Origin of the sequence: Streptomyces sp. NPDC004609 (assembly GCF_042873655.1) — a bacterium.
Lineage (GTDB): Bacteria > Actinomycetota > Actinomycetes > Streptomycetales > Streptomycetaceae > Streptomyces.
This window is the reverse complement of the sequence record NZ_JBIALS010000007.1, coordinates 115,089-134,195: the sequence shown is the minus strand read 5'-3', so window position 1 is coordinate 134,195 and position 19,107 is coordinate 115,089. Positions and strand designations below refer to the sequence as shown.

Genomic DNA, 19,107 nt, shown 5'->3' with positions numbered 1-19,107 from the left:
CCCTGGGGTCCCGGCCGCCGGGGGCGGCGGCCGGGTGATGCTGCTAGAGCGCGGGCTTGGCGTGGTTGTCCCGAAGCCGCTCGATCGTGCTCCTGTCGAGGACGCCGTTGTAGATCCGGACGTCGTCCACGTCACCTGAGAGGTAGTCCCCCCAGCTGCCCGCTCCCGTGCGGGCCCTGCCGACCTGGAGGCCGCCTGTCGCCGGCCAGGTCATCGCGACCCCGTCGACATGCCCGGACACCGGTGGGGAGGCGCCGGGTCGGGGTTCGGCCGCGGCCCCGTCCACGTAGAGGCTCAGCCGCTGTGTCAGCGCGTCATAGGTCACGGTGACGAACTGTCCGTGTCCCTCGTGCGGGCTGCCGTCCGCGTAGGCGCGGGCCACCGCGGCCGGGGTCTCCGAGCCGGCTTCCCTGGGGACGACCAGTTCCCAGTGGCCGGGCAGCCCTCCTTCGGAGGCGGTGAAGCGCACCACGAAGCGGTTGGTGGTGTCCCCGGGGAGGGCGAGTACGGCTTGGCGGGTGGTGGCCGTATCGCTGGAGAGCCGGACCCGTGCGGTGACGGAGAAGCTCCCGGTCCCGGGCAGCGGAGCGGTCGCGGTGGCCGCGTAGCCGCTGTCCTTCAGCAGCATGCGCCCGCCGCCGATCTGCTGGCCCGCCGCGTTCTGAGTGATCATCAGGAAGTTCCCGACGAGCACGTCCAGATCTGTCTCCCGGTAGTACTCGGCGCCACCTCCCATGACCAGGGCCTGCCCACCGCCGAGTGCGGGGAAGGAGGTGCCGCCGACCGTGTCGAGCGGCCAGTACCCGAGGCGACTCAGCTTGCCGACCACCATCTTGGAGACCTCGTCGGCGGGCGTCACCCGGTTGTAGGCACGGACGTCGGCGAGTTGCCCGTCCCAGTGACCGTGGTAGCCGGTCTTGGCCCGGACCCGTCCCATCTGAAACGTGCCGTGCGCGTGCCACGGGGAGGGCTGGGCGGCCTCGGCCTGGAGTTCGCCGTCGATGTAGAGCCTGAGCGGCTTGGTGGCGCCCGGGTCGTAGACCCCCGCTATATGACGCCATTCGCCTGCGCAGACCACCTGCGGGGCCGTGACACCCGGGCAGGTGCGGGTCCCGGTCGCGACGAGCGTGGTCTCGCCCATCGCCTGGACATCGGCCGTCGCCAGTGCGAACTCCCAGGTCTTCCCGCTCGCTCGATAGCCGAGCCGGAAGCCGGGCTCACCGGTTCCGTTCTGGCTGACGACGGTCATGTCCCGGTCCAGCACATCCGGCTTGACCCATGCGCTGACCGAGAAGCCGCTGTCCGTACCGACGACCGGCGCGTCCGTTTCCAGGTAGGAGTCCGGGGTCCCGTTCAGATCCATCACCCGGTCGGCCTCCGTCCCGTTCCCCGCGGTGTCGCGCCGGATCGCGGGCCCGATCCGCGCCGGATGGTTCCCGGACTCGTCGCGGGCCACGGCTGCCTGGGCTCCGTCGGACAGGCTCCACTGGCCTGCGGCCGGCTGTCCTTCGACGGCGGTGAACAGATAGGTGACCGGAGTACTGGGGTTGTTGGCGCTGTCGTAGGCCGTGACGAACAGCTTGTGCCCGACGCGGAGCTGCGGCGTCCAGCGGACGGTCACCGGGTCTCCCGCGCGTACCGGTTGCACGGTGGCGGCCGGCTGGTCGTCGGTGTCGAAGTCGTACACGTACTTGACGACGGCGTCGTCGAATCCGTCCTCGGTGTTCGGCGAGAAGGTGAAGTCGCCCGTGCTGCCCACTCCGGCCCCGTCCTTCTCGGAGGGGAACTGCGGGGAGTTCACCAAGGGAGCGCCCGGGACGTTCTTGTCGACCACGAAACGGCAGGTCGGACTCCAGGCGCTCCACACCACCCCGTCACTGACCCGAGCAGCCCAGCCGACCACGGCGTTCTCCTGGATGGCCTTCCCCCTGGGCGCCGTCACCTGATGCTGGAACGTCGCACCCGGCGAGCGCATCCCCGTGGTGTACGAGTACGTCTGGGCGATGCCGCCCCCGTCGTTCCAGAAGATCTTGTACTCGACCTTCACCGGCTCGGCCTCGCGAGTACTGTGATCCGGGTCGGTGGGCTGGGCATACAGTTTGGGCAGCCGGTTGACCCGCACCCCCGCGGCAGTGGTGTTGCACGCGCCGCCGGGGTTGCTCGACAGCTTGGCCGCCGTCAGCGTGGCCGGTGGGCGGTTGTACGTCACCGAGAGGTACGCGTTGCCACACATGCGCTTCCACTCGGCGAACCGGCTCTCGTCGGCCGCGCGCAGCCCGAACGTCATCCGCGACCAGCCGGCCCTGACCGCGGCCTGCACGTCCTGGGCCAGCGCCCCGGCCGCCGCCGACTCGAAATGGAGGTTCGCCGGGCTGCTGCACGATGTGGGTGAGATCGCCTTGTCGACGGTCGACAGGGGCGTGTCCCACAGCGCGCTGGTATTGCTCCAGTTGCTGGCGGAGGTGACGCCGAAGTCCTTGCCCCCGACCCGGAACAGCCGCACGGGCTCGGCAGTGGGCGTGGCGCTGTAGATATGGGCCACTCGGGTCGAAAACGTGGCCTCCAGGATCGTCATGTTCGTCCGGTAGGCCGTCAGAGGGATCGTGTACATCAACCGGCGGGTGTCGATGCCCTGGCAGGACGCGGCGCTGTAGTCGGTGGGGCACTTGCCCATGCCCGCCGGAGTGGTGAACTTCCAGTTCTGTTCGGTCGGCATGCCCTTGATGACCGAGGTCCAGGCCGAGCTGGGGCTCGTCACCGTCGGGTCGATGACGATAGGGAACGCTGCGGGGGCTGCCAGGAGTCGCGGATCGGGAGTGAGCGTGAGGCTGTCGGTGCCGACCGTCATCCCGACCGGGGCGACGGCGGCGGCGGGGTCGGGCGACAGCAGGGAGCCGCCGGGCGCGGCGGCCTCGGGCCGGACTCGCGGTGGTAAGGCTGCGGGTGTGTCCCACATGACGGGCTCCGCGGCCTCGAAGACCACGCCCCGGGACTGGGTGTCGACTGCCTGCAGATCCCCCGAGGGTGTTTCCTGCACGGCGAGCGCGTCCGTACGCAGTCCCAGTTCGATGCGGGCCACCTCGGGGTTTGCGGCGGCGTCCGACGTCTTGATGACGATGAAGTGCCCGAAACCTTCCGCCTCGGCGCGTACCACCAGGTCCACACCCGGCATGACGTCGGCATACGTCGCCGTGTCACCGCTCACGGCAGGAACGGGAAGCGGACCGCCCGGCCAGGTCAGGGCGAACTCGCGGCCGGCCCTCTCCACTGCGGCGAAGGGACCCGTCCCCCCGCCCGACACCTCCAGATTCACCGCGGTGGCCAGGGGCCGCCACTTCCCGTCCGGGGACTTGGCCAGGTTGGTGTCGATCGGCTTCCACTCGGCGTTGCGGAAGGAGCGGACGGGTTCGAGGAACTCCTTCGCGGTGAAGGTACCGTCGCCGTTCGCCACCACGGTGCGACGTTCCTCGCGCAGGCCGGTGACCTCCACCGGCTGGCCGGCCTCCGACGCTGCGGCCTGGGCCGCGGCCTCGGTCAGCAGCCCGTTGGCGACCGCCGCCTTCAGACGGGCCTGTGCGGCCTCCGCGATCCGCGGGCTCCGAACCCGCTCCCCGCCATCGCCGTCGCCGTCGCCGTAGTGCGCCCCTGTGACCAGGAGCGCGATGACCGCGCCGATGACACTTGTCGCCGTCCAGGCGCGACGGTGCCTCGTCCCCTTCGACACTGCTGTGTTCCCCGCCCTGTTGGTGTGTGGGTTCGTCCGCCGGGTCCCCTCGGGGACGAGCTACCGGATCGCGGTGCCGAAGGCGACGTTGTCCGCCGGGATGCCGCCTTGGCCGGGCTTCCAGGTCTGTGTCGGGCTTCCGCCGCTACCGGTCGTCCACGCGTAGGAATGAACCGCGCGGTCGCCGGTCTTCGCATACGGGAGCCCCACCAGCAGAGCCGAACTGCCGGTGGTTCCGAGATTCAGTCCCGCCAGCAGATGATCTGCCGGTTCCGCGGGGATGCCGTCACCCGCCTCCAGCCAGACGTCACTTGCCCCGGGTGCGCCCAGCAGGGGCAGCAGGCCCACACCGCCGACATCCGTCACGCCCGTGCCGGAGTCCTCTCCCGGAGCGCCCGCCGCGACGCGCATCGTCGCCGCGGTGCCGACCACCGTCGGGGAGGTGTTCACCGCGACGACGCTCTGGCCGAAGCGGTCACCTGTCTCCGCGACAGCCTCCATGTCCGCCGAGTCCTGGGTGATCCAGGAGTGCCACACCGCGCGGCTGTCCCAGGTCACCTGCCCGATCTGGATGCCTCCCGCGTCGGCGAGCGCGCCGAGATCCTCACCGGGCACGCCGACCGCGATCAGCGCATCCCCAGGTGGTGTCGTTGTCGTCGTACGGTGTGCGGCCATTGCCACGGATGTGCCGTAGCCGTCTCCCGCCTCGGCAAAGCTGTCCCCGACGCCGTTGCGGGCCTGTCCCGAACCCCAGGCCGGGGCGGGGATTCCGCTGATGTCGATCGAGGTCTTGAAGACCGAGATGGCTCCCGCGCCCCTCGCCAGGCCGATCGACTCACCCGGTACGCCGACGGTGAACCAGTTGCCGGCTGCGGCAACCGAGAAGCCGAACCGGTCGTGGGCTTCGGCGCTCTCCCAGACCCCGGGGCTGTCCTGGGTGATCGTCGCGACGTCGAGCGCGGCCGACTGAACGGCGTTCACCAACCCGGTGTCGGGCCCGGACGGCAGATCCTCGCCAGGTGTGCCGATGATCAGGTACGGGTGCCCGGTGGCCGAGACCGTAGTAGCCACCGAGTAGCCCACGAGGTCGCCATTCTCAGGAACCTCATGCAGAAGGCGGGAAGCGCCCTGCCCGAACCCCACGTCCTTCTTCCCCACTCCGATGCCGAGGGTCGAACCGTAGACGAGGTGCACCAGGCCCGCGTCCTCACCGGTGTCCACATCCTCGTAAGGGATGCCCACGGCCAGGTCACTGCAGCCATCCAGATCGGCGTCGTAGACCGCGAAGGAGAACCCGAACCTGTCGCCCGCCTCGGCGCCGTCCGACACATTCGGCATGTCCTGCGAGACTTCGACCACACCTTTGCCACCGCCGAGCACCACACGGATCAGTCCCGCACGCTGCTGGCCCGAGACTGTCGCCTCGGGGTCGGCTATGGCCGTGTCACGCAGTCCATCACCGTTGAAGTCCGCATCAACTCCGCCCAGACATCCGGCAGCCGCTGCCGACACGGCGCCGGATAGGCCCATGGCCGCCGCCAGCACGACCACTGCGGTCAAGCGTGTGGCTTCGCGACGCCAACTCGCCGGTCTCGACATGATGTCGCCCCCCGATATGGACCGATGTACGGATCATCTAAGGGTTTGGGTGACCACCCAGCAAGACTGAAATTCGGACATACTTTCGGATCAGGCGTCACGCGCCTACGTTTCGTTCACAACTGATTGATCGTCCGTCAGCCGTGCGCGGTCCGGGGCTGCCGCCGCCCCGAACCGACCTCGGAACGCACCCTCCGGCGATGAGTGGAGCGGAGACCCACCATGTCCGAGAACGCCTCGGCGACGAGGCTCCGCCTCCGCGAAGCTCCGCCGCCTGGACACCGGAGTCCGTCCGGTCGGGGGTCTGGGCTCCCACGCCTCTCGGCTGACGCGGCCTGGGCGGACGGGGAGGAACAACAGTCAGGCGGGACGGGAGCAGGCGGGACACCGACGGGGTCACGTCTACGGCTTCCACCGGCCACTCCGGCGATTCGTCCCGCCCGGTCCGGTCAACCGGCGGTGCCTTCGCCGACGGCTCTTCCACCTGCGGACCCCTTGTCGACAGACCCCTCGTCGGCGGCCTTCTTGTCAGCGGCCCGCTTGTCGGCGTCTGCCTGCCATTCGCGGCCAATCGACCGGAGCAGCGCCGGGTACACCCCCAGATACCGGAAGGGCTTGATGCCTGCCATGCACACGGAGCCGAGCGTCCCGTTGGGCTTGACCAGGACGGCCATCTGGCCACGGTAGCCGCCGGCTCCGTCGGGAACCCAGCCGATGCGCATGGCCGCCTGCACGATGCGGTTGGCGCTCTCCGCGACCCACTCGTCACGCGTCAGATAGACGGAGGCGAACGGAACCGTGAGGAGGTCCGGCCCCCGGAGCCTCTCGCGGAGGTCCGCGGGCAGCCGGTCCCGCAGCGAAGGCACCCGGGACCCGAGCCCGGCGTCCGGCTTGTCCCAGCCGAGCAGCTCCCCGAGCTTCCAGCGGACCGCGAAGAGGAATCGCGAGACCGGGGAGGAGACATGGGTGTTGTTGCCGTTCGCGAACTGGTTCGCCAGGTGGACGAGGTCGTCGGGACCACCTGGTGTCGGTATCTCCCACACGTCCTCGACCCGGAAGTCGCCGGCGATCTCGTGGATCCGCCAGGGGCGGGAGGTGTGCGCGGTCAGGGGGAGTCTCACGGTCAGGCCCCTATCTATACGATGCCGTATAGATCAAGGCCGACACCCGTCTATACGGCACCGTATAGACGGGCTCCGGACCCGGCGCGGCGCGGCGGAGTCCGCCATCCGTCGCCAGTGCCGGGCGGGCTGCTCTTTGAGAAGCGGTATCCCAAGCGAACGTGGTCAGTTGATTCTGGTTTCGGCTGTTCCAAGAAAGGCTTCGGCCATATCTCCCGAAGACTCCCGGGGCTCGTGACACAGGTGGTCTATTGGCCCCATGGGTGGTTCCTATATGGAGTACCGCGAGTCCGGGTTCTGGTCGCGTGACTTCCAGGCGGAGGTGTGGATCTACCTGCTGTCCAAGGAAGCGGCCGATGTCGTCGACCGCCCCGCATGGCTCGATGAAGCCCGGGACGACTGGGAGATTCAGGCAACCGCCGGGTTCATGGGGTGCATCTCTCCTCGCCTGGACGAACACCTGGGACTCGATCCCGACCGTGTCGCCACCGTTCTCGCCCTGTCGGAACTGGTTCGACAGCGGCTGACGCGGTGGGCTCCCGCGATCCCCAAGAGTGTCGTGAACGCGTTCGGAACCGGCGGTGAGCAGGAGTCCTTCAACGACGACCTGGACACGAAGTCGCTGCTGAGGTTCGCGGACCTGTTCCTCAGCCTGCTGCGCGGTGAAATCACGGCCGAACCGGGCTCGCTCTATGCCTACTGACCAGGTGTGACGTTCACGGCCGGACCGGTACCGGCCATGATGGTTACCGGTGCCCCCGGGAAGTCCCCGCCGAGATCGAGCGGTTGCGGACCGAGCCGGGGGAAGGGCCTGTGCACGACGATCGGCAGGGGTCACACGGCCGGTGTCGCCTTCTTGAAGATCTCGAACACGGCCAGGTAGTTCTGGCCGCCGTAACCCTCGGCGATCGCCCGCTCGGCGATCTCCTTCATGAGCCGCGGCTGGTCGGAGTGAACGCCCTGCTCCGCACTGGTGCGGGTGATGTGCTCCAGCGCGTTCAGGTTCATCTCCATGGTGCCCATGTCGCCGGGGTAGTGGCCCTTGTCGAGGTTGGGCGCCTGTGCGACGAGGGTCGCGTCCACGACGGTGGGCATGAACCAGTTGAGCGCGAGGTCGGCGAACGGGACCGCTGAGACGTTCGCCGAGCCCACCAGCGCGGTGGCGTGCAGGAAGCCGTTCATGGTCGCGTACATCATCTGGAGCAGTGCCGTGTTGTACAGCACCGCCAGGCCGGGGTCGGAGCCGAGATACCGGGGGTCGCCCATGCTCGCCAGCGTCGCCCGATGCTCGTCGAAGACCTCTTGCGAACCGCTGTACAGGAAGACGGATTCCGGGTGTCCGACAAGCGGCGGCGGCACCATGATCGCGCCGTCGAGGTATGCGACACCACGCTCGGCCGCCCAGCCGAGCGCCGCGTTCGCCTCCGTCGGGGTGCCGGAGTTGAGGTTCACCACGACGCGGCCCTGCAAGGCGTCCCCAGCGGAGCCGAAGACCCCGTACATGGTCTCGTAGTCCTTGAGACACACGATCGCGACGGGGCTCGCGGACACCGCATCGGCGACGGTCCCCGCCCGCCGCGCGCCCTTGGCGACAAGAGCGTCGGCCTTCTCCGTGGTGCGGTTCCAGACGGTCGTGGGGTGGCCGTGATCCACCAGCGTCTCGGCGAGGGCGAGGCCCATGGGTCCAAGGCCGATGACCGTGACGGGTGTGTGCTGCTGACCTGCTGCTTGCTGCTTCGTCATACGAATTAGACTGAGGTCTCACATCGATGTGAGAGTCAACTGAACGTGGTGGTCGTCACATGCGCATGGGGGAGTTCTCCCGGCGGACCGGGGTCAGTCAGCGTCTGCTCCGCTACTACGAGGAGCAGGGCCTGCTCCAGCCGGAACGGAAGCCGAGCGGGTACCGCAACTTCGCGGAGGAGGACATCGCGACCGTCCGGGGCATCCGCATGCTGCTCGGCGCCGGCCTCAACACCGCCACCATCGCGGAACTGCTGCCCTGCATGGTCGACGACGGCCAGATGCTGGCACCGGGCTGTCCGGGCATGCTGCCCGACCTGCACCGTGAACGCGCACGCCTCGACGAGGCCGTGGCCGACCTGCTCTCCGCCCGCGACGCACTCGACGCCATCATCACCGCCACGGCACCGACCGGCGCCGACTGCCCGGACGCGGACTACTCCAAGGCAGGCTAGGGCCGGCCTCATGACCGGCCATCGCCGCTTGCCTGCGGCGCTCGCTGGAATGAACGTTCTATTCAGCGGTCCCAAGAGGGGTGGCCCGGCCTTCGGTGCCGCTGCCTGCTTCCGTACGGATCCAGGCAGCGGCTCGGCCCGGGTACGGTCCCGGGGGACGACCGGCCGGGCGGCTCGGGCACCCGTTGCGGCCGTTGCTTCCACCCGGTCCGTATCGTCACCCGGCCCGGCCCGGGCCGAGACCGAAGCCACCACTGCCCGGGGCCGCCTCCCGCCGCCGGGGTCACTCGGCGAGGCCGAGCTCCCGCATTGCCTGAAGGGTCTCCAGGAAGCTCCGGAAGTACCGGGAGCGCTTCGGGGCGATGGCGACCATCGTGTCGAACGGGGAGGAGGCCAAGCGGTCGAGGAACTGGTCCGCGTTTTTGGGCAGTGCGCGGGGATCCAGTGCTTCCACGCTCTCGCGCCGCAGCAGGAACTGGGTCTCCGGGTCGCGCCTGACGAGGTCTCCCGGCACGTAGGGGAGTTCCACACCGGCGCACTCCGCCTCGGAGACGTCGAGCGCCCAGTCGACCGACGCGTAGGCGTCGACCATCGCCTGATCGGCGTGGGGGCTCAGTTCCCTGTCCAGACCCGCCATGGGGCCGACCGCCGTCAGCGGACCGATCCTGCCGCTGAGCTTGACACGGGAGAACACGCATCCGTTCAGATACAGGGTCCCACCCCTGACCGTCAGATGGTTGATCGTGACATCCTCGAAGCGGGCTCCGACCACAGAGCAGTTGTCCAGCGTGCACCGGGTCGCCGTGATGTCGCGCACCACGAGACTCGGCTCCGGGTCGTCCCACTGGACCAGGGCGGAGCCGACGAAGGTGCATCGTTCGAGTTCGTACCCCTCGACGACCCGTCCGGCACCGATGGCCTCGGCATTCAGGAATTCCTCGCCGACCAGTTTCGTTGTCACACCCGGCTCCTCTGGGCAGTTGCAGGTGAACTCGTCACCGGCAGCCTTGCCGATCGCCGGGTCCGGCAGGAGGTGATCGGCCGATCACGCGGCAATCAGGCGCACGCGAGAGAAGGAAAGGCCCGGCCGCACATCCCGGACAGCGGCCGACGCGGTACGCCGACCGACGGGCCGACCGGGTCACTCACCCGGAGCGACAACCGTGCGATTCGGTGCGGCCGGTCAGATCGCGTACCGCCAGCCGGTGAGCATATGGGCGCCGTACCAGCATCCGAAGAGCGTCGCGGCCGTCAGGACGAGGGCGGCGAAGCGCGTACGGGCCCGGCTCAGAGCGCGGGCGAAGGGGAGCAGGAAGACCAGCGCGGGGACGAGGAGCCGCAGTTTCGAGTGGTAGAAGTTGCTCTGCGCGAGGGTGAGGACGAGCATCGTCGTCCCGTAGACGAGCAGCGGCGGCCACGCGTCGCGGCGCCAGGCGGCGACGGTCGCGAAGACCGCCCCGACGAGGAGCACCGCGGTGCTCACGGCCACCCAGCCGTCCCCGCGCGACAGCGTCTCCTGGAGGAAGACGAGGAAGGACGCGCCGTTGTCCCAGTGGGTGCCCCAGCCCGCCTCCTGGATGAGGAACCAGGCGTTGAGCCGGCCGGCGCGCCAGCCGACCCAGAGGAGGTATGCGGGGGTTCCGGCGCAGGCGAGGGCCACTCCGAGGAGCGGGCGGGCGGAGAGGCGGCGTTCGCGCCGCATGACGAGGACGGCCGCCGCGGCGAGGCCCAGCGCGAGGGCGAACGCGGCGGGGCGGGTGAGTCCGGCGAGGAGTCCGAGTGAGCCCGCCGTCAGCCAGGCGCCCCGGTGCGCGGCGAGCAGCGCGCCGGCGGCGAGCGCGAGGAACAGGGACTCGCTGTAGCCCATGAGGAAGGTCAGGGCCATGGGCTGCGCCCCCGCGAGCAGCACGATCGTGATGGTCGCGGTGCGTGTGTCGTACAGCCTGCTCACCAGCGCGTGGACGGCGAAGAGCGCGGCCAGCAGCGAGAGGTGGGCGAGGACGATGGCCGCCGTGCCCGCGTCCATGCCGGTGAGGTGGTGCAGCCCTCTGGTCAGCAGGGGGAACAGCGGGAAGAAAGCGAGGTTGTTGCCCGCCAGCTCGCCCTTGTCCGTCCGGGTGAAGCCGTCGGGGTAGCCGTCGGTGGCTATGGAGAGGTAGAGGAGCGCGTCCCATGCCAGCAGCCGGTCCTTGATCCCGGGTCCGCCCGGCGGAATCATCGCGGAGAGGATCCACAGGTGGAGAACCGTGCTGGCGGTGTGCACCGCGAGAATCGTCCCCGTGACGCGCCTGCCACCCGCGCGCGCCCTCGCGGGCGAGGCCGTCAGCCCGCGGATGCGTGCGGGAGTGACTGGTATGCCGGACGGGCAGCGGACGTCACTCTGGGTCTGGTGGGGCATCGGTTCCTCGCAAGGTCAGGTTCTCGCTGGCCTTTACGCAGGAACGTAGTTTATTGGTTGACATCACGTGATGGGGATCACGTGCGTGGGGCAGGCGGCCCGTAACGAGGGGACGGCCGCCGGGTGGTGGGGTCACCGGGGCGTGAGGGAGCTCCTCCGCGTCCGGGGACGAGGAGGGCGAGCGGGCCCGAAAGGCGCTGTAGTCGTGCACGTTTTCCGCATGAATACCGGCATGAATACCGGGAGGACGGCCGGGAGGCTCGGGTGCGGCCCGTTCACCGGAAGGTGCCGCGGGCACCGGGCGCGGTCAGCGGCGGCCCTGGTTCCTCGGGTGGTTGCGGGCGGTGCGCTCGTTGCCGAACTTGTAGGCACCGGTCCAGCGCGCCATGACCAGTTGCGCGTTCCCCGACTCCACCTGGGCCAGGAACGTGTCGGCCCGTGAGCCGCGCAGGGTGGAGGCCCTTCGGCCGTGGTGGGTGATGACCACGGTGCCGTCGGGGTACCGCTCATAGCTGAAACCAGTGGCTGGGGGCATGACGGAGATTCTGCCCTGAGCCCCAGCGGGGTCAACACCGGCGGCCGGCGGGCCCGGGAGTCCGATACCGCGACGACCGCTGTACGGACACCGACGGCGGGCCGTGAACGGCCCGGGTGCTGTCCCGGTCACGGACGCGGGCCCCGCTCCTCGGTCACCGCGTCACGGGGCGCGGCGGCACGGTCGGGGACGGCGGCACTGTCCGGGACGGGGTCACACGGGGGCTGGCCTCCGGGGCCGAGGTGGAGGTGGTCCAGGTGGAGGTGGTCCAGGTGGTCGGCGAGCTTGGCCCGGGCCCGGGACAGATGCGTCTTGACGGTCCCGGCGGAGAGCCGGGTCTCGGCCGCTATCCGCTCCACCGGCAGATCGCAGACGTAGAAGAGGGCGGCGCACTGGCGCTGCCGGGCGGGCATGCGGCGCAGCGCGCGCTCCAGATCGACGGTGCCCGGATCCGGCCCGTCGCTCGTCAGGGGGTCGTTCCGCCGTTTCCAGGCGCTCCGGCTCCGCACAACCCGCCGCCAGCGGCTCACCGCGAGCCGCCACGCGACCGTTCGCACCCATGCCTCGGGACCCAGCTCACGCTCCAGCCGGCGACGGGCTCCCCAGGCCCGTACGAACGCCTCCTGGACGACGTCCTGGGCCTCGTGGAAATCGCCGGTCATCACATACAGCTGGCCGGTGAGCCGGTGCACGGATGTGGCGTAGAAGTCCGTGAACTCCTCCTCGGTCAACGTCAGCGCTCCTTGCAGATGTGCGGATACGCATCGACGGTACGCCGGAGGGGCCCGGTCCGGTTGACCGGCTGAAATGCGGATCACTCCGCGGTCACCGAGGGCGGCCGCGCAGCACGGCCGCGAAGACGGCGGCCGGCTCGGCCGCGTCCTCTCCGGCGTGGTGGGTCGGCCGGGGCACCGCCCTCCACCCCTGGCCGGCCCGCCCGTCACCGCTCCGGCCGAGCGGGCCGGGTGCCCGCGTCAGCCCGCCGTCAGCGGGCTTCCGCAGCGCAGATTCCAGCGCTCCGAGCGGCCGGTCAGCTCGGTGAGGGCCAGCGGGGGCACATCCAGCCGCCAGAACGTCTCCGGGGGCAGGGCGAGCGCGTGCACCACCACCACCCTGATCAGGGCGGGCTCCACGACCGCCAGTACCTGCCCGCCCGGCAGGGACGCCAGCCAGCGGGCCACCCGTTCGCACAGCGCCGTCAGCGACTCGCCGCCGTGCGGGGCGGCCGAGGGGTCGGCGAGCCACGCGGACACCGCCTCCGGCTCGGTCCCGGTGATCTCCGCGAGCCGCCGTCCCCGCCAGCGGCCCACGTCCCAGTCCGCGAGCGCCGCCACCGGTTCCGCCGCCAGCCCCAGGGCGTCCGCCGTCTCCCGGCAGCGCAGGGAGGGGCCGGTGAGCGGCCGGCCGGCGCGCGACAGGGTGCCCGCCACGGCCCGCGCGGCGGTGAGACCCTGCTCGTCGAGGGAGACCTCCCCCTCGAAACGTGCCTCCCGCAACGCGGATGTCATGGCGGGTGAGACCAAGGTCACCCGTACCGTCATCTCCGACTCCCTCCCGTCGAGTGCTCCAAGACCCAAGCACATCACGGGAGTTCACACCGGACCTTTCCCGCGTTCGCGCACGTACGCGCCATGGCGGCCCCCGGCCGCACGCGGTACGGTCGCGTGGACATGACGAGGGTGTGACGGAAGTCCGGTGAGAATCCGGCACGGTCGCGCCACTGTGTACCCGTACCTCTGCGGGAAGTCAGACCCGGCGCCCTCGTCCCAGGCACCACGACCGGGACGCGTTGTTCCCTCAGGAGGTTCTGCCATGGCTCAGTCCGCTGCGCCCGTCACCGCCGCCGCACCGGCACTCACCCCCGTCTCGCTCCGGGCGATCGCCCCCTGGGCCGTCTTCTTCGGCCTCCTGATGCTGGTCCTTCTCTACTTCGTCGGCGCGGAGCAGGGAGCGGTCGCGCTCCTCTCCGGCGAGACCGTCCACGAGTGGGTCCACGACGGGCGTCATCTGCTCGGCTTCCCCTGCCACTGAGGACCGCGCCCGGACGTCCTCCGGCCGGGCACCTCGCCGGAACACACCGATCCGGAACACCCCCGGCCCGGAACCCTCCGGGGCCGTTTCCCAGGGCCGTGTCCCGGGTCGTTTCCCGGAGCCGTTCTCTCCGGAACAGCCGCTTGAGCAGCCTACGAAACACAGGGGAACCCTCACCCATGCCTTCCACATCCGTCAGAGCCCTGTTGGTGCGCGGCATGCTCGCGGGCCTCGTCGCCGGTGTGTTCGCGCTGGCCGTCGCGTACCTCATCGGCGAGGGCCCGGTGGACGCGGCCATCGCCTTCGAGGAGGCCGGCAGCCATGAACACGGCGGCGAGGAACTCGTCAGCCGCACCCTGCAGTCCACCGCCGGGCTCGCCACCGGCGTCCTGGTCTTCGGCGTCGCGATCGGCGGGATCGCCGCGCTCGCGTACTGCGTCGCCCTCGGCCGTATCGGGCGGTTCGGCCCACGGGCGACGGCCGCGCTGGTGGCCCTCGGCGCCCTGCTGACCGTGTACGTCGTGCCGTATCTGAAGTATCCGCCGAACCCGCCGGCCGTCGGGGACCCCGACACCATCGGCCAACGCACCACGCTGTACTTCCTGATGATCGTGCTCGGTGTACTGCTCGCGGTCGCCGCGGTGATCACCGGGAAGCGGCTGGCGCCCCGGCTCGGCAACTGGAACGCGACCGTCGCGGCGGCGGCCGGATTCGTCGTGGCCGTGGGCCTCGCGTTCGTGTTCCTGCCGTCGTTCGACGAGGTCCCGAAGGGCTTCCCGGCCGATGTGGTCTGGGAGTTCCGGCTGGCGACCCTCGCGATCCAGGTCACCCTGTGGACGGTCTTCGGGCTGGTCTTCGGACACCTCGCGGAGCGACTGCTCGCCCCGGCGACGGCCCCGGGGTCCACGGGAGCCCCGACGGCGACCACGACCGCCACCCGCTGAACCCGGCCCCGGGCCCGCCCGGGGCCGTCGGCCGGTCAGGTCCGGTCCGGCGGTTCTCACCGGGTGGACGCCGGTCCCGCGGAACCCCCGCCGTGGCCGGGCGGGGGTTCCGGCGCGGGTCGCCGTGTCCCCCGCGTACGGGACGGTGATCCGCGTACGCGAGGGGCCGTCGCTCCAACGCGGCCCTCCGCCCGCGACGGCGGCCCCGCCACCCGGAGCCCGGCCCGCGACCAGCTCCCCGACCCCGCCCGCGACCGGGAACGTGACCGGGAAATCAGGCCGCGACCGGGAACGAGGACCGACACACGGGAACGCGGACCGGCACCGGGACGGCGGGCCGCGCGGCGTCCGATTCGTACAAGACCTTCCGTCCGTGCCCGGCCTACGTTGGTCCCATGACTCCACGATTCGACTCGCTCAGCATCGTCACCGCCGACATGGCCGCATCCCTCGCCTTCTACCGCCGCCTCGGCCTGGACATCCCGGCCGACGCCGGCGACGCCCCGCATGTGGAGACGACCCTGCCGGGCGGACTGCGCCTGCTGTGGGACACCGAGGACGTCATCCGCTCGTTCGATCCCGCCTGGTCCCGGCCCGAGGGCGGCGACCGGATGGGGCTCGCCTTCCGGTGCGACTCCCCCGCCGACGTGGACTCGGTGTACGCCGAGCTCGTCTCGGCCGGGTACAAGGGCCATCTCGCGCCCTGGGACGCGGTGTGGGGGCAGCGTTACGCCGTCGTCCTGGACCCCGACGGCTGTGGGGTCTCCCTGTTCGCCGACGCCGCGTAGGCGCTCAGGGTCGTCCCGGCCAGATCGCGCGTCTCCCTCGCGAGATGCGCCTGGTCGGCACAGCCCGCGGCAGCCGCGGCCGCCGCGAACGGCACTCCTTCCCGTACGAGCGCCAGCGCCCGCTGGAGCCGCAGCACCCGGGCGAGGGTCTTCGGCCCGTAGCCGAAGGCGTCCAAGGAACGGCGGTGCAGCTGCCTCGGGCCGAGCCCGACCGCGGCAGCCGCGGCGGCCACGGTGCCGCCCGCGTCCAGGAGGCGTACGGTCTCGCGCAGCCTCGGATCGGGGTCGCCGGGCGCGTCCGCCGCACGCGCCAGCGCGATCGCCTCCAGCTCGGCGACGGGATCCCGGGCGTCCTCGATCCGCTCGGCGAGCCTGCGCGCCTCGCCGTCGCCCCAGATGTCGGCGGCGTCCACCCGACGGTCCCGCAGCTCGTGCGCGGCGACCCCCAGGAAGACGGGCGCGGTCCCGGGCGCGAACCGCACTCCCGCGTACGGGGTGCGGCCGGTGTTCTCCGGGGTGTACGCACGGGTGTCGGGCCCCGCGACGACGAGCCGGCCGGGCGTCCACAGCAGGTCCATGCACCCGTCGGGAAGGACCGCCTGCGGGCCCCGCCCGCCGGGCGTCCGCGTCCAGACGACTGCCCCGTCGAGCCGGGAGGGCCGTTCCTCGTACATACTCCCGAGGCTAAGGGCTGTCCCGCGGGTGCGGTCCGCGCCGTGCCGCCCGCTCCCGGGGACGACGGTTCACGGCCGGTTCCCCCGGACGGCTCACTGCCCCGAGGAGCCGTTCGAGCGGTCGGAGCCGTTGGCGCGGTCGCCCGGAGGCCTGTGGTGGCCGCCCGCGGGCTTGTGATGCGAGTGGAGGCGGGACTTCACATCGTCCGGGGGCAGGAAGCGGGACCAGCGTTCCGGGAACTCGGAGGGCATGTCCCCGGAACCGCCGCCGACGGGGTCGTCGTCGTCCTCGTCGTCGGCGTCGTCCTCGAAGATGTGCGCCGCCTTCGCCCGGGCGAGGACCTCGGCGGCCTGGGCGGCGCGCACGCGCTCGTTCGCCGCGCGGGCCGCGGCCGTGGCGACGGACGGCCAGACGTGGTCGATCGCCGCGTTCACCGCCGCGCCGACGAGGACCGCGAACGCGGAGATGCCGATCCACAGCAGGACCGCGATGGGCGCGGCGAGGGAGCCGTAGATCGTGGGGCCCTCCACCGTGCTGGTGAGATAGATCCGCAGGAGGAAGCTGCCGAGCACCCACATCGCGAGGGCCACCAGCGCGCCCGGGACGTCCTCGATCCACGGCGAGCGTACGGGGACGGAGACGTGGTACAGGGTCGTCAGAAAGGCGATGGAGAGCAGGATGACGACCGGCCAGTACAGCACCGTGACCACTTCCGTGCCCCACGGCATCAGCTCCACCACCCGGTCCGGCCCGACCACCGCGAGCGGCAGCACGACCGCGCCGATCAGCAGCGCCACCAGATAGAGCAGGAACGCCAGCAGCCGGGTCGCGACGATGCCGCGCTGGCCGTCGAGCCCGTACATCACGGTGATCGTGTCGATGAAGACGTTGACCGCGCGCGAGCCCGACCAGAGGGCGATCGCGAAGCCGATGGAGATCAGGTCGGGGCGTCCGCCGTGGGTGACGTCCGCCAGCAGGGGTCTCGCGATGTCGTTGACGCCCCGCTCGGACAGAACCGTTCCGGCGGCGTTGAGGATGTTCCCCTCGATCGAGGCGACGGTGGTGGTGTCGGTCCAGTCGTCGATGTAGCCGAGCAGGCCGAGGAGGCCGAGCATCAGCGGCGGCAGGGACAGCAGGGTGAAGAACGCCGCCTCGGCCGCGAGACCGAGGATCCGGTATTCGATGCACGATTTGACGGTGTCCTTCAGCAGCAGCCATGCCATCTTCCGCTTCGAGACGTTGCGGTAGAGGACCCTGGCTCGATGGAGTCGGCCCGATGACGGCTCGGGTGTTTCATTTGCTGCCTGCACCTCCTTACCGTATCGGCATGGAAGCGAGCACCCACACAGTGACCAACCAGGCTCCGCCCCTGGTGGGGTACGACGTCTTCACCGCCGACCGGGCCCTGTCGGAGGCGGTGGAACGGCATGTCGCGCCCGGGCTCCTCGACGGTGTACGGGAGGAGCTGACGGCGCTGGGGCGGACCGCCGGATCCGCCCAGGCGCAGGAGTGGGGGCGGCTGGCCAATGAGCACCCTCCGAGGCTGCGCACTCACGACCGGTACGGGAACCGGATCGACGAGGTCGAGTTCCATCCGGCCTGGCACCGGCTGCTCGGGCACGCGGTCACCTCGGGTCTGACGAACGCCTGGGGCCGGCCGGCCGGGCACGTACGGCGGGCGGCCGCCTTCCTGGTCTGGACGCAGGCGGAGGCCGGGCACGGCTGTCCGCTGTCGATGACGCACGCCGCCGTGCCCGCCCTGCGGACCGACCCGGCGCTGGCGGCCGAGTGGGAGCCCCGGCTGACCTCCCCGGTCTACGCGGAGGAGCTGCTCGCGCCGGGGCTGAAGGCGGGCGCCCTGTTCGGCATGGGCATGACCGAAAAGCAGGGCGGGAGCGACATCAGGTCGAACACGACGGCCGCCGTGCCGCTCGACGGCGGCGGCGGGGAGTACGTCCTCACCGGGCACAAGTGGTTCTGCTCGGCCCCGATGTCCGACGGCTTCCTGGTGCTGGCGCAGGCTCCCGGCGGGCTCAGCTGCTTCCTGGTGCCGCGGGTGCTGGCGGACGGGACCCGGAACGTGTTCCGCATCCAGCGGCTGAAGGACAAGCTCGGCAACCGGTCGAACGCCTCGGGCGAGGTCGAGTTCGACGGGACCTGGGCCCGGCTGGTCGGCGAGGAGGGCCGCGGGGTGCGCACCATCATCGAGATGGTCGCGGCGACCCGGCTGGACTGCGCGATCGGCTCCGCCGCGCAGATGCGGCAGGCGGTGGCGCAGGCGATCCACCACTGCGCGCACCGCACCGCGTTCGGCGGGCCGCTCATCGACAAGCCCCTGATGCGGAACGTCCTGGCCGATCTGGCGCTGGAGTCGGAGGCGGCGACGGTGCTCGGGCTGCGGCTGGCCGCCGCGTACGACTCCGGCACCCCGGCGGACCGGGCGCTGCTGCGGCTCGCGGTGCCCGCGGCGAAGTACTGGATCACCAAGCGGTGCCCGCCGGTGGTGGCCGAGGCGCTCGAATGCCTGGGCGGCAACGGCTATGTGGAGGAGTCGGGGATGCCCCGGCTGCTGCGCGAGTCGCCGCTCAACTCGATCTGGGAGGGCTCGGGCAATGTGCAGGCGCTGGATGTGCTGCGGGCGCTCCAGCGGGAGCCGGAGGCGCTGGACGCCTTCCTCCGGGAGGTCGGCCTGGCGCGCGGCGCGGACCACCGGCTGGACGGGGCGATCAAGGATCTGCTGACCGAACTCGCCGATCTGGACGGCATCGAGGCCCGGGCGCGGCGGGTGGTGGAGCGGATGGCGCTGGTGCTCCAGGGTTCTTTGCTGGTGCGCTGGGCGCCGTCGGAGGTGGCGGACGCGTTCTGCGCGTCGCGGCTCGGCGGGGACTGGGGCGCGGCCTTCGGCACGCTGCCGTACGGCCTGTCGGCGGGCGCGGTCGTGGAGAGGGCAAGAGCCGTGGCGTAAGGGGCTGTTGGGCCGGATGGGCTGCCATGATCGGCGATGCTTGACACGTGTATTGCGATGGCCCGGCGCGAGCGATGATCATGGTCGGGGTGGTGCTGCGCCGACACGGCACCACCCCTCGCGCTGTAC

The 19,107-nt window shown here is 70.9% G+C and carries 17 protein-coding genes; 6 read left to right on the top strand and 11 right to left on the bottom strand.

All coding sequences use genetic code 11. The annotated features are described in order from the left end of the window. Nucleotides 1-43: 43 nt before the first annotated feature. From ACFYT4_RS09640 to ACFYT4_RS09630, 3 genes are all read right to left on the bottom strand, one after another. A complete protein-coding gene (locus ACFYT4_RS09640) occupies nucleotides 44-3,724 on the bottom strand; it encodes a LamG domain-containing protein (protein ID WP_389266972.1) in 3,681 nt (1,226 codons plus the stop codon). Between the two features lie 60 nt (nucleotides 3,725-3,784). Further along, complete coding sequence (locus tag ACFYT4_RS09635) at nucleotides 3,785-5,275, bottom strand: VCBS repeat-containing protein (RefSeq protein WP_389267114.1); 1,491 nt, start codon at nucleotides 5,273-5,275, stop codon at nucleotides 3,785-3,787. A gap of 497 nt (nucleotides 5,276-5,772) precedes the next feature. Then, nucleotides 5,773-6,444 carry a DUF2867 domain-containing protein gene (locus ACFYT4_RS09630; RefSeq protein ID WP_389266971.1) on the bottom strand — a complete coding sequence of 224 codons (672 nt, stop codon included), beginning with the start codon at nucleotides 6,442-6,444 and terminating at the stop codon, nucleotides 5,773-5,775. Between the two features lie 259 nt (nucleotides 6,445-6,703). Here ACFYT4_RS09630 and ACFYT4_RS09625 point away from each other — a divergent pair, with 259 nt between their 5' ends. Beyond that, a complete protein-coding gene (locus ACFYT4_RS09625) occupies nucleotides 6,704-7,147 on the top strand; it encodes a hypothetical protein (RefSeq protein WP_389266970.1) in 444 nt (147 codons plus the stop codon). Between the two features lie 131 nt (nucleotides 7,148-7,278). Here the strand turns inward: ACFYT4_RS09625 and ACFYT4_RS09620 are convergent, their stop codons facing one another. After that, a complete protein-coding gene (locus tag ACFYT4_RS09620) occupies nucleotides 7,279-8,187 on the bottom strand; it encodes an NAD(P)-dependent oxidoreductase (protein ID WP_389266969.1) in 909 nt (302 codons plus the stop codon). Nucleotides 8,188-8,246: 59 nt separating this feature from the next. On the opposite strand from ACFYT4_RS09620, the gene ACFYT4_RS09615 reads away from it, so the two are divergent. Then, nucleotides 8,247-8,642: a MerR family transcriptional regulator gene (locus ACFYT4_RS09615; RefSeq protein ID WP_389266968.1), complete on the top strand. Its 396-nt coding sequence runs from the start codon at nucleotides 8,247-8,249 to the stop codon at nucleotides 8,640-8,642. Between the two features lie 283 nt (nucleotides 8,643-8,925). Here ACFYT4_RS09615 and ACFYT4_RS09610 read toward each other — a convergent pair whose 3' ends face one another. The 5 genes from ACFYT4_RS09610 to ACFYT4_RS09590 all read right to left on the bottom strand — a co-directional run bounded on the left by ACFYT4_RS09610 (nucleotide 8,926) and on the right by ACFYT4_RS09590 (nucleotide 13,116). Further along, nucleotides 8,926-9,603, bottom strand: coding sequence for a hypothetical protein (locus tag ACFYT4_RS09610; RefSeq protein WP_389266967.1), 678 nt, complete (start codon nucleotides 9,601-9,603; stop codon nucleotides 8,926-8,928). Between the two features lie 222 nt (nucleotides 9,604-9,825). Beyond that, a complete protein-coding gene (locus ACFYT4_RS09605; protein WP_389266966.1) occupies nucleotides 9,826-10,905 on the bottom strand; it encodes a hypothetical protein in 1,080 nt (359 codons plus the stop codon). Between the two features lie 442 nt (nucleotides 10,906-11,347). Continuing rightward, nucleotides 11,348-11,575 (bottom strand): hypothetical protein, encoded by a 228-nt coding sequence (locus tag ACFYT4_RS09600; protein WP_389266965.1) that lies wholly within the window; start codon nucleotides 11,573-11,575, stop codon nucleotides 11,348-11,350. 128 nt (nucleotides 11,576-11,703) lie between these two features. After that, the gene (locus tag ACFYT4_RS09595) at nucleotides 11,704-12,306 is read right to left on the bottom strand and encodes a SigE family RNA polymerase sigma factor (protein WP_389266964.1); all 603 of its coding nucleotides are present in this window, start codon (nucleotides 12,304-12,306) and stop codon (nucleotides 11,704-11,706) included. Between the two features lie 243 nt (nucleotides 12,307-12,549). Beyond that, nucleotides 12,550-13,116, bottom strand: a complete 567-nt coding sequence (locus ACFYT4_RS09590) for a histidine phosphatase family protein (RefSeq protein ID WP_389266963.1) — start codon at nucleotides 13,114-13,116, stop codon at nucleotides 12,550-12,552. Nucleotides 13,117-13,387: 271 nt separating this feature from the next. Between ACFYT4_RS09590 and ACFYT4_RS09585 the strand changes: the two genes are divergently transcribed. The 3 genes from ACFYT4_RS09585 to ACFYT4_RS09575 all read left to right on the top strand — a co-directional run bounded on the left by ACFYT4_RS09585 (nucleotide 13,388) and on the right by ACFYT4_RS09575 (nucleotide 15,338). Beyond that, complete coding sequence (locus tag ACFYT4_RS09585) at nucleotides 13,388-13,606, top strand: CbtB-domain containing protein (RefSeq protein WP_389266962.1); 219 nt, start codon at nucleotides 13,388-13,390, stop codon at nucleotides 13,604-13,606. 179 nt (nucleotides 13,607-13,785) lie between these two features. After that, the gene (locus tag ACFYT4_RS09580) at nucleotides 13,786-14,550 is read left to right on the top strand and encodes a CbtA family protein (RefSeq protein WP_389266961.1); all 765 of its coding nucleotides are present in this window, start codon (nucleotides 13,786-13,788) and stop codon (nucleotides 14,548-14,550) included. 395 nt (nucleotides 14,551-14,945) lie between these two features. Beyond that, nucleotides 14,946-15,338 (top strand): VOC family protein, encoded by a 393-nt coding sequence (locus tag ACFYT4_RS09575; protein ID WP_389266960.1) that lies wholly within the window; start codon nucleotides 14,946-14,948, stop codon nucleotides 15,336-15,338. Here the strand turns inward: ACFYT4_RS09575 and ACFYT4_RS09570 are convergent. Together ACFYT4_RS09570 and ACFYT4_RS09565 are read right to left on the bottom strand one after the other, a co-directional pair. Next, a complete protein-coding gene (locus tag ACFYT4_RS09570; protein ID WP_389266959.1) occupies nucleotides 15,278-16,012 on the bottom strand; it encodes a DUF6597 domain-containing transcriptional factor in 735 nt (244 codons plus the stop codon). The genes ACFYT4_RS09575 and ACFYT4_RS09570 overlap by 61 nt on opposite strands. A 93-nt stretch (nucleotides 16,013-16,105) precedes the next feature. Continuing rightward, nucleotides 16,106-17,323 (bottom strand): YihY/virulence factor BrkB family protein, encoded by a 1,218-nt coding sequence (locus ACFYT4_RS09565; protein WP_389266958.1) that lies wholly within the window; start codon nucleotides 17,321-17,323, stop codon nucleotides 16,106-16,108. 17 nt (nucleotides 17,324-17,340) lie between these two features. Here ACFYT4_RS09565 and ACFYT4_RS09560 point away from each other — a divergent pair, with 17 nt between their 5' ends. Further along, nucleotides 17,341-18,978, top strand: coding sequence for an acyl-CoA dehydrogenase family protein (locus tag ACFYT4_RS09560; RefSeq protein WP_389266957.1), 1,638 nt, complete (start codon nucleotides 17,341-17,343; stop codon nucleotides 18,976-18,978). Nucleotides 18,979-19,107 lie beyond the last annotated feature (129 nt).

Bases quoted from the DNA above. Each gene is read 5' to 3' on its own strand.
- ACFYT4_RS09625 (WP_389266970.1), top strand. From the start codon at position 6,704: ATGGGTGGTTCCTATATGGAGTACCGCGAGTCCGGGTTCTGGTCGCGT.
- ACFYT4_RS09620 (WP_389266969.1), bottom strand. From the start codon at position 8,187: ATGACGAAGCAGCAAGCAGCAGGTCAGCAGCACACACCCGTCACGGTC.
- ACFYT4_RS09615 (WP_389266968.1), top strand. From the start codon at position 8,247: ATGCGCATGGGGGAGTTCTCCCGGCGGACCGGGGTCAGTCAGCGTCTG.
- ACFYT4_RS09600 (WP_389266965.1), bottom strand. From the start codon at position 11,575: ATGCCCCCAGCCACTGGTTTCAGCTATGAGCGGTACCCCGACGGCACC.
- ACFYT4_RS09590 (WP_389266963.1), bottom strand. From the start codon at position 13,116: ATGACGGTACGGGTGACCTTGGTCTCACCCGCCATGACATCCGCGTTG.
- ACFYT4_RS09585 (WP_389266962.1), top strand. From the start codon at position 13,388: ATGGCTCAGTCCGCTGCGCCCGTCACCGCCGCCGCACCGGCACTCACC.
- ACFYT4_RS09580 (WP_389266961.1), top strand. From the start codon at position 13,786: ATGCCTTCCACATCCGTCAGAGCCCTGTTGGTGCGCGGCATGCTCGCG.
- ACFYT4_RS09575 (WP_389266960.1), top strand. From the start codon at position 14,946: ATGACTCCACGATTCGACTCGCTCAGCATCGTCACCGCCGACATGGCC.
- ACFYT4_RS09570 (WP_389266959.1), bottom strand. From the start codon at position 16,012: ATGTACGAGGAACGGCCCTCCCGGCTCGACGGGGCAGTCGTCTGGACG.
- ACFYT4_RS09560 (WP_389266957.1), top strand. From the start codon at position 17,341: ATGGAAGCGAGCACCCACACAGTGACCAACCAGGCTCCGCCCCTGGTG.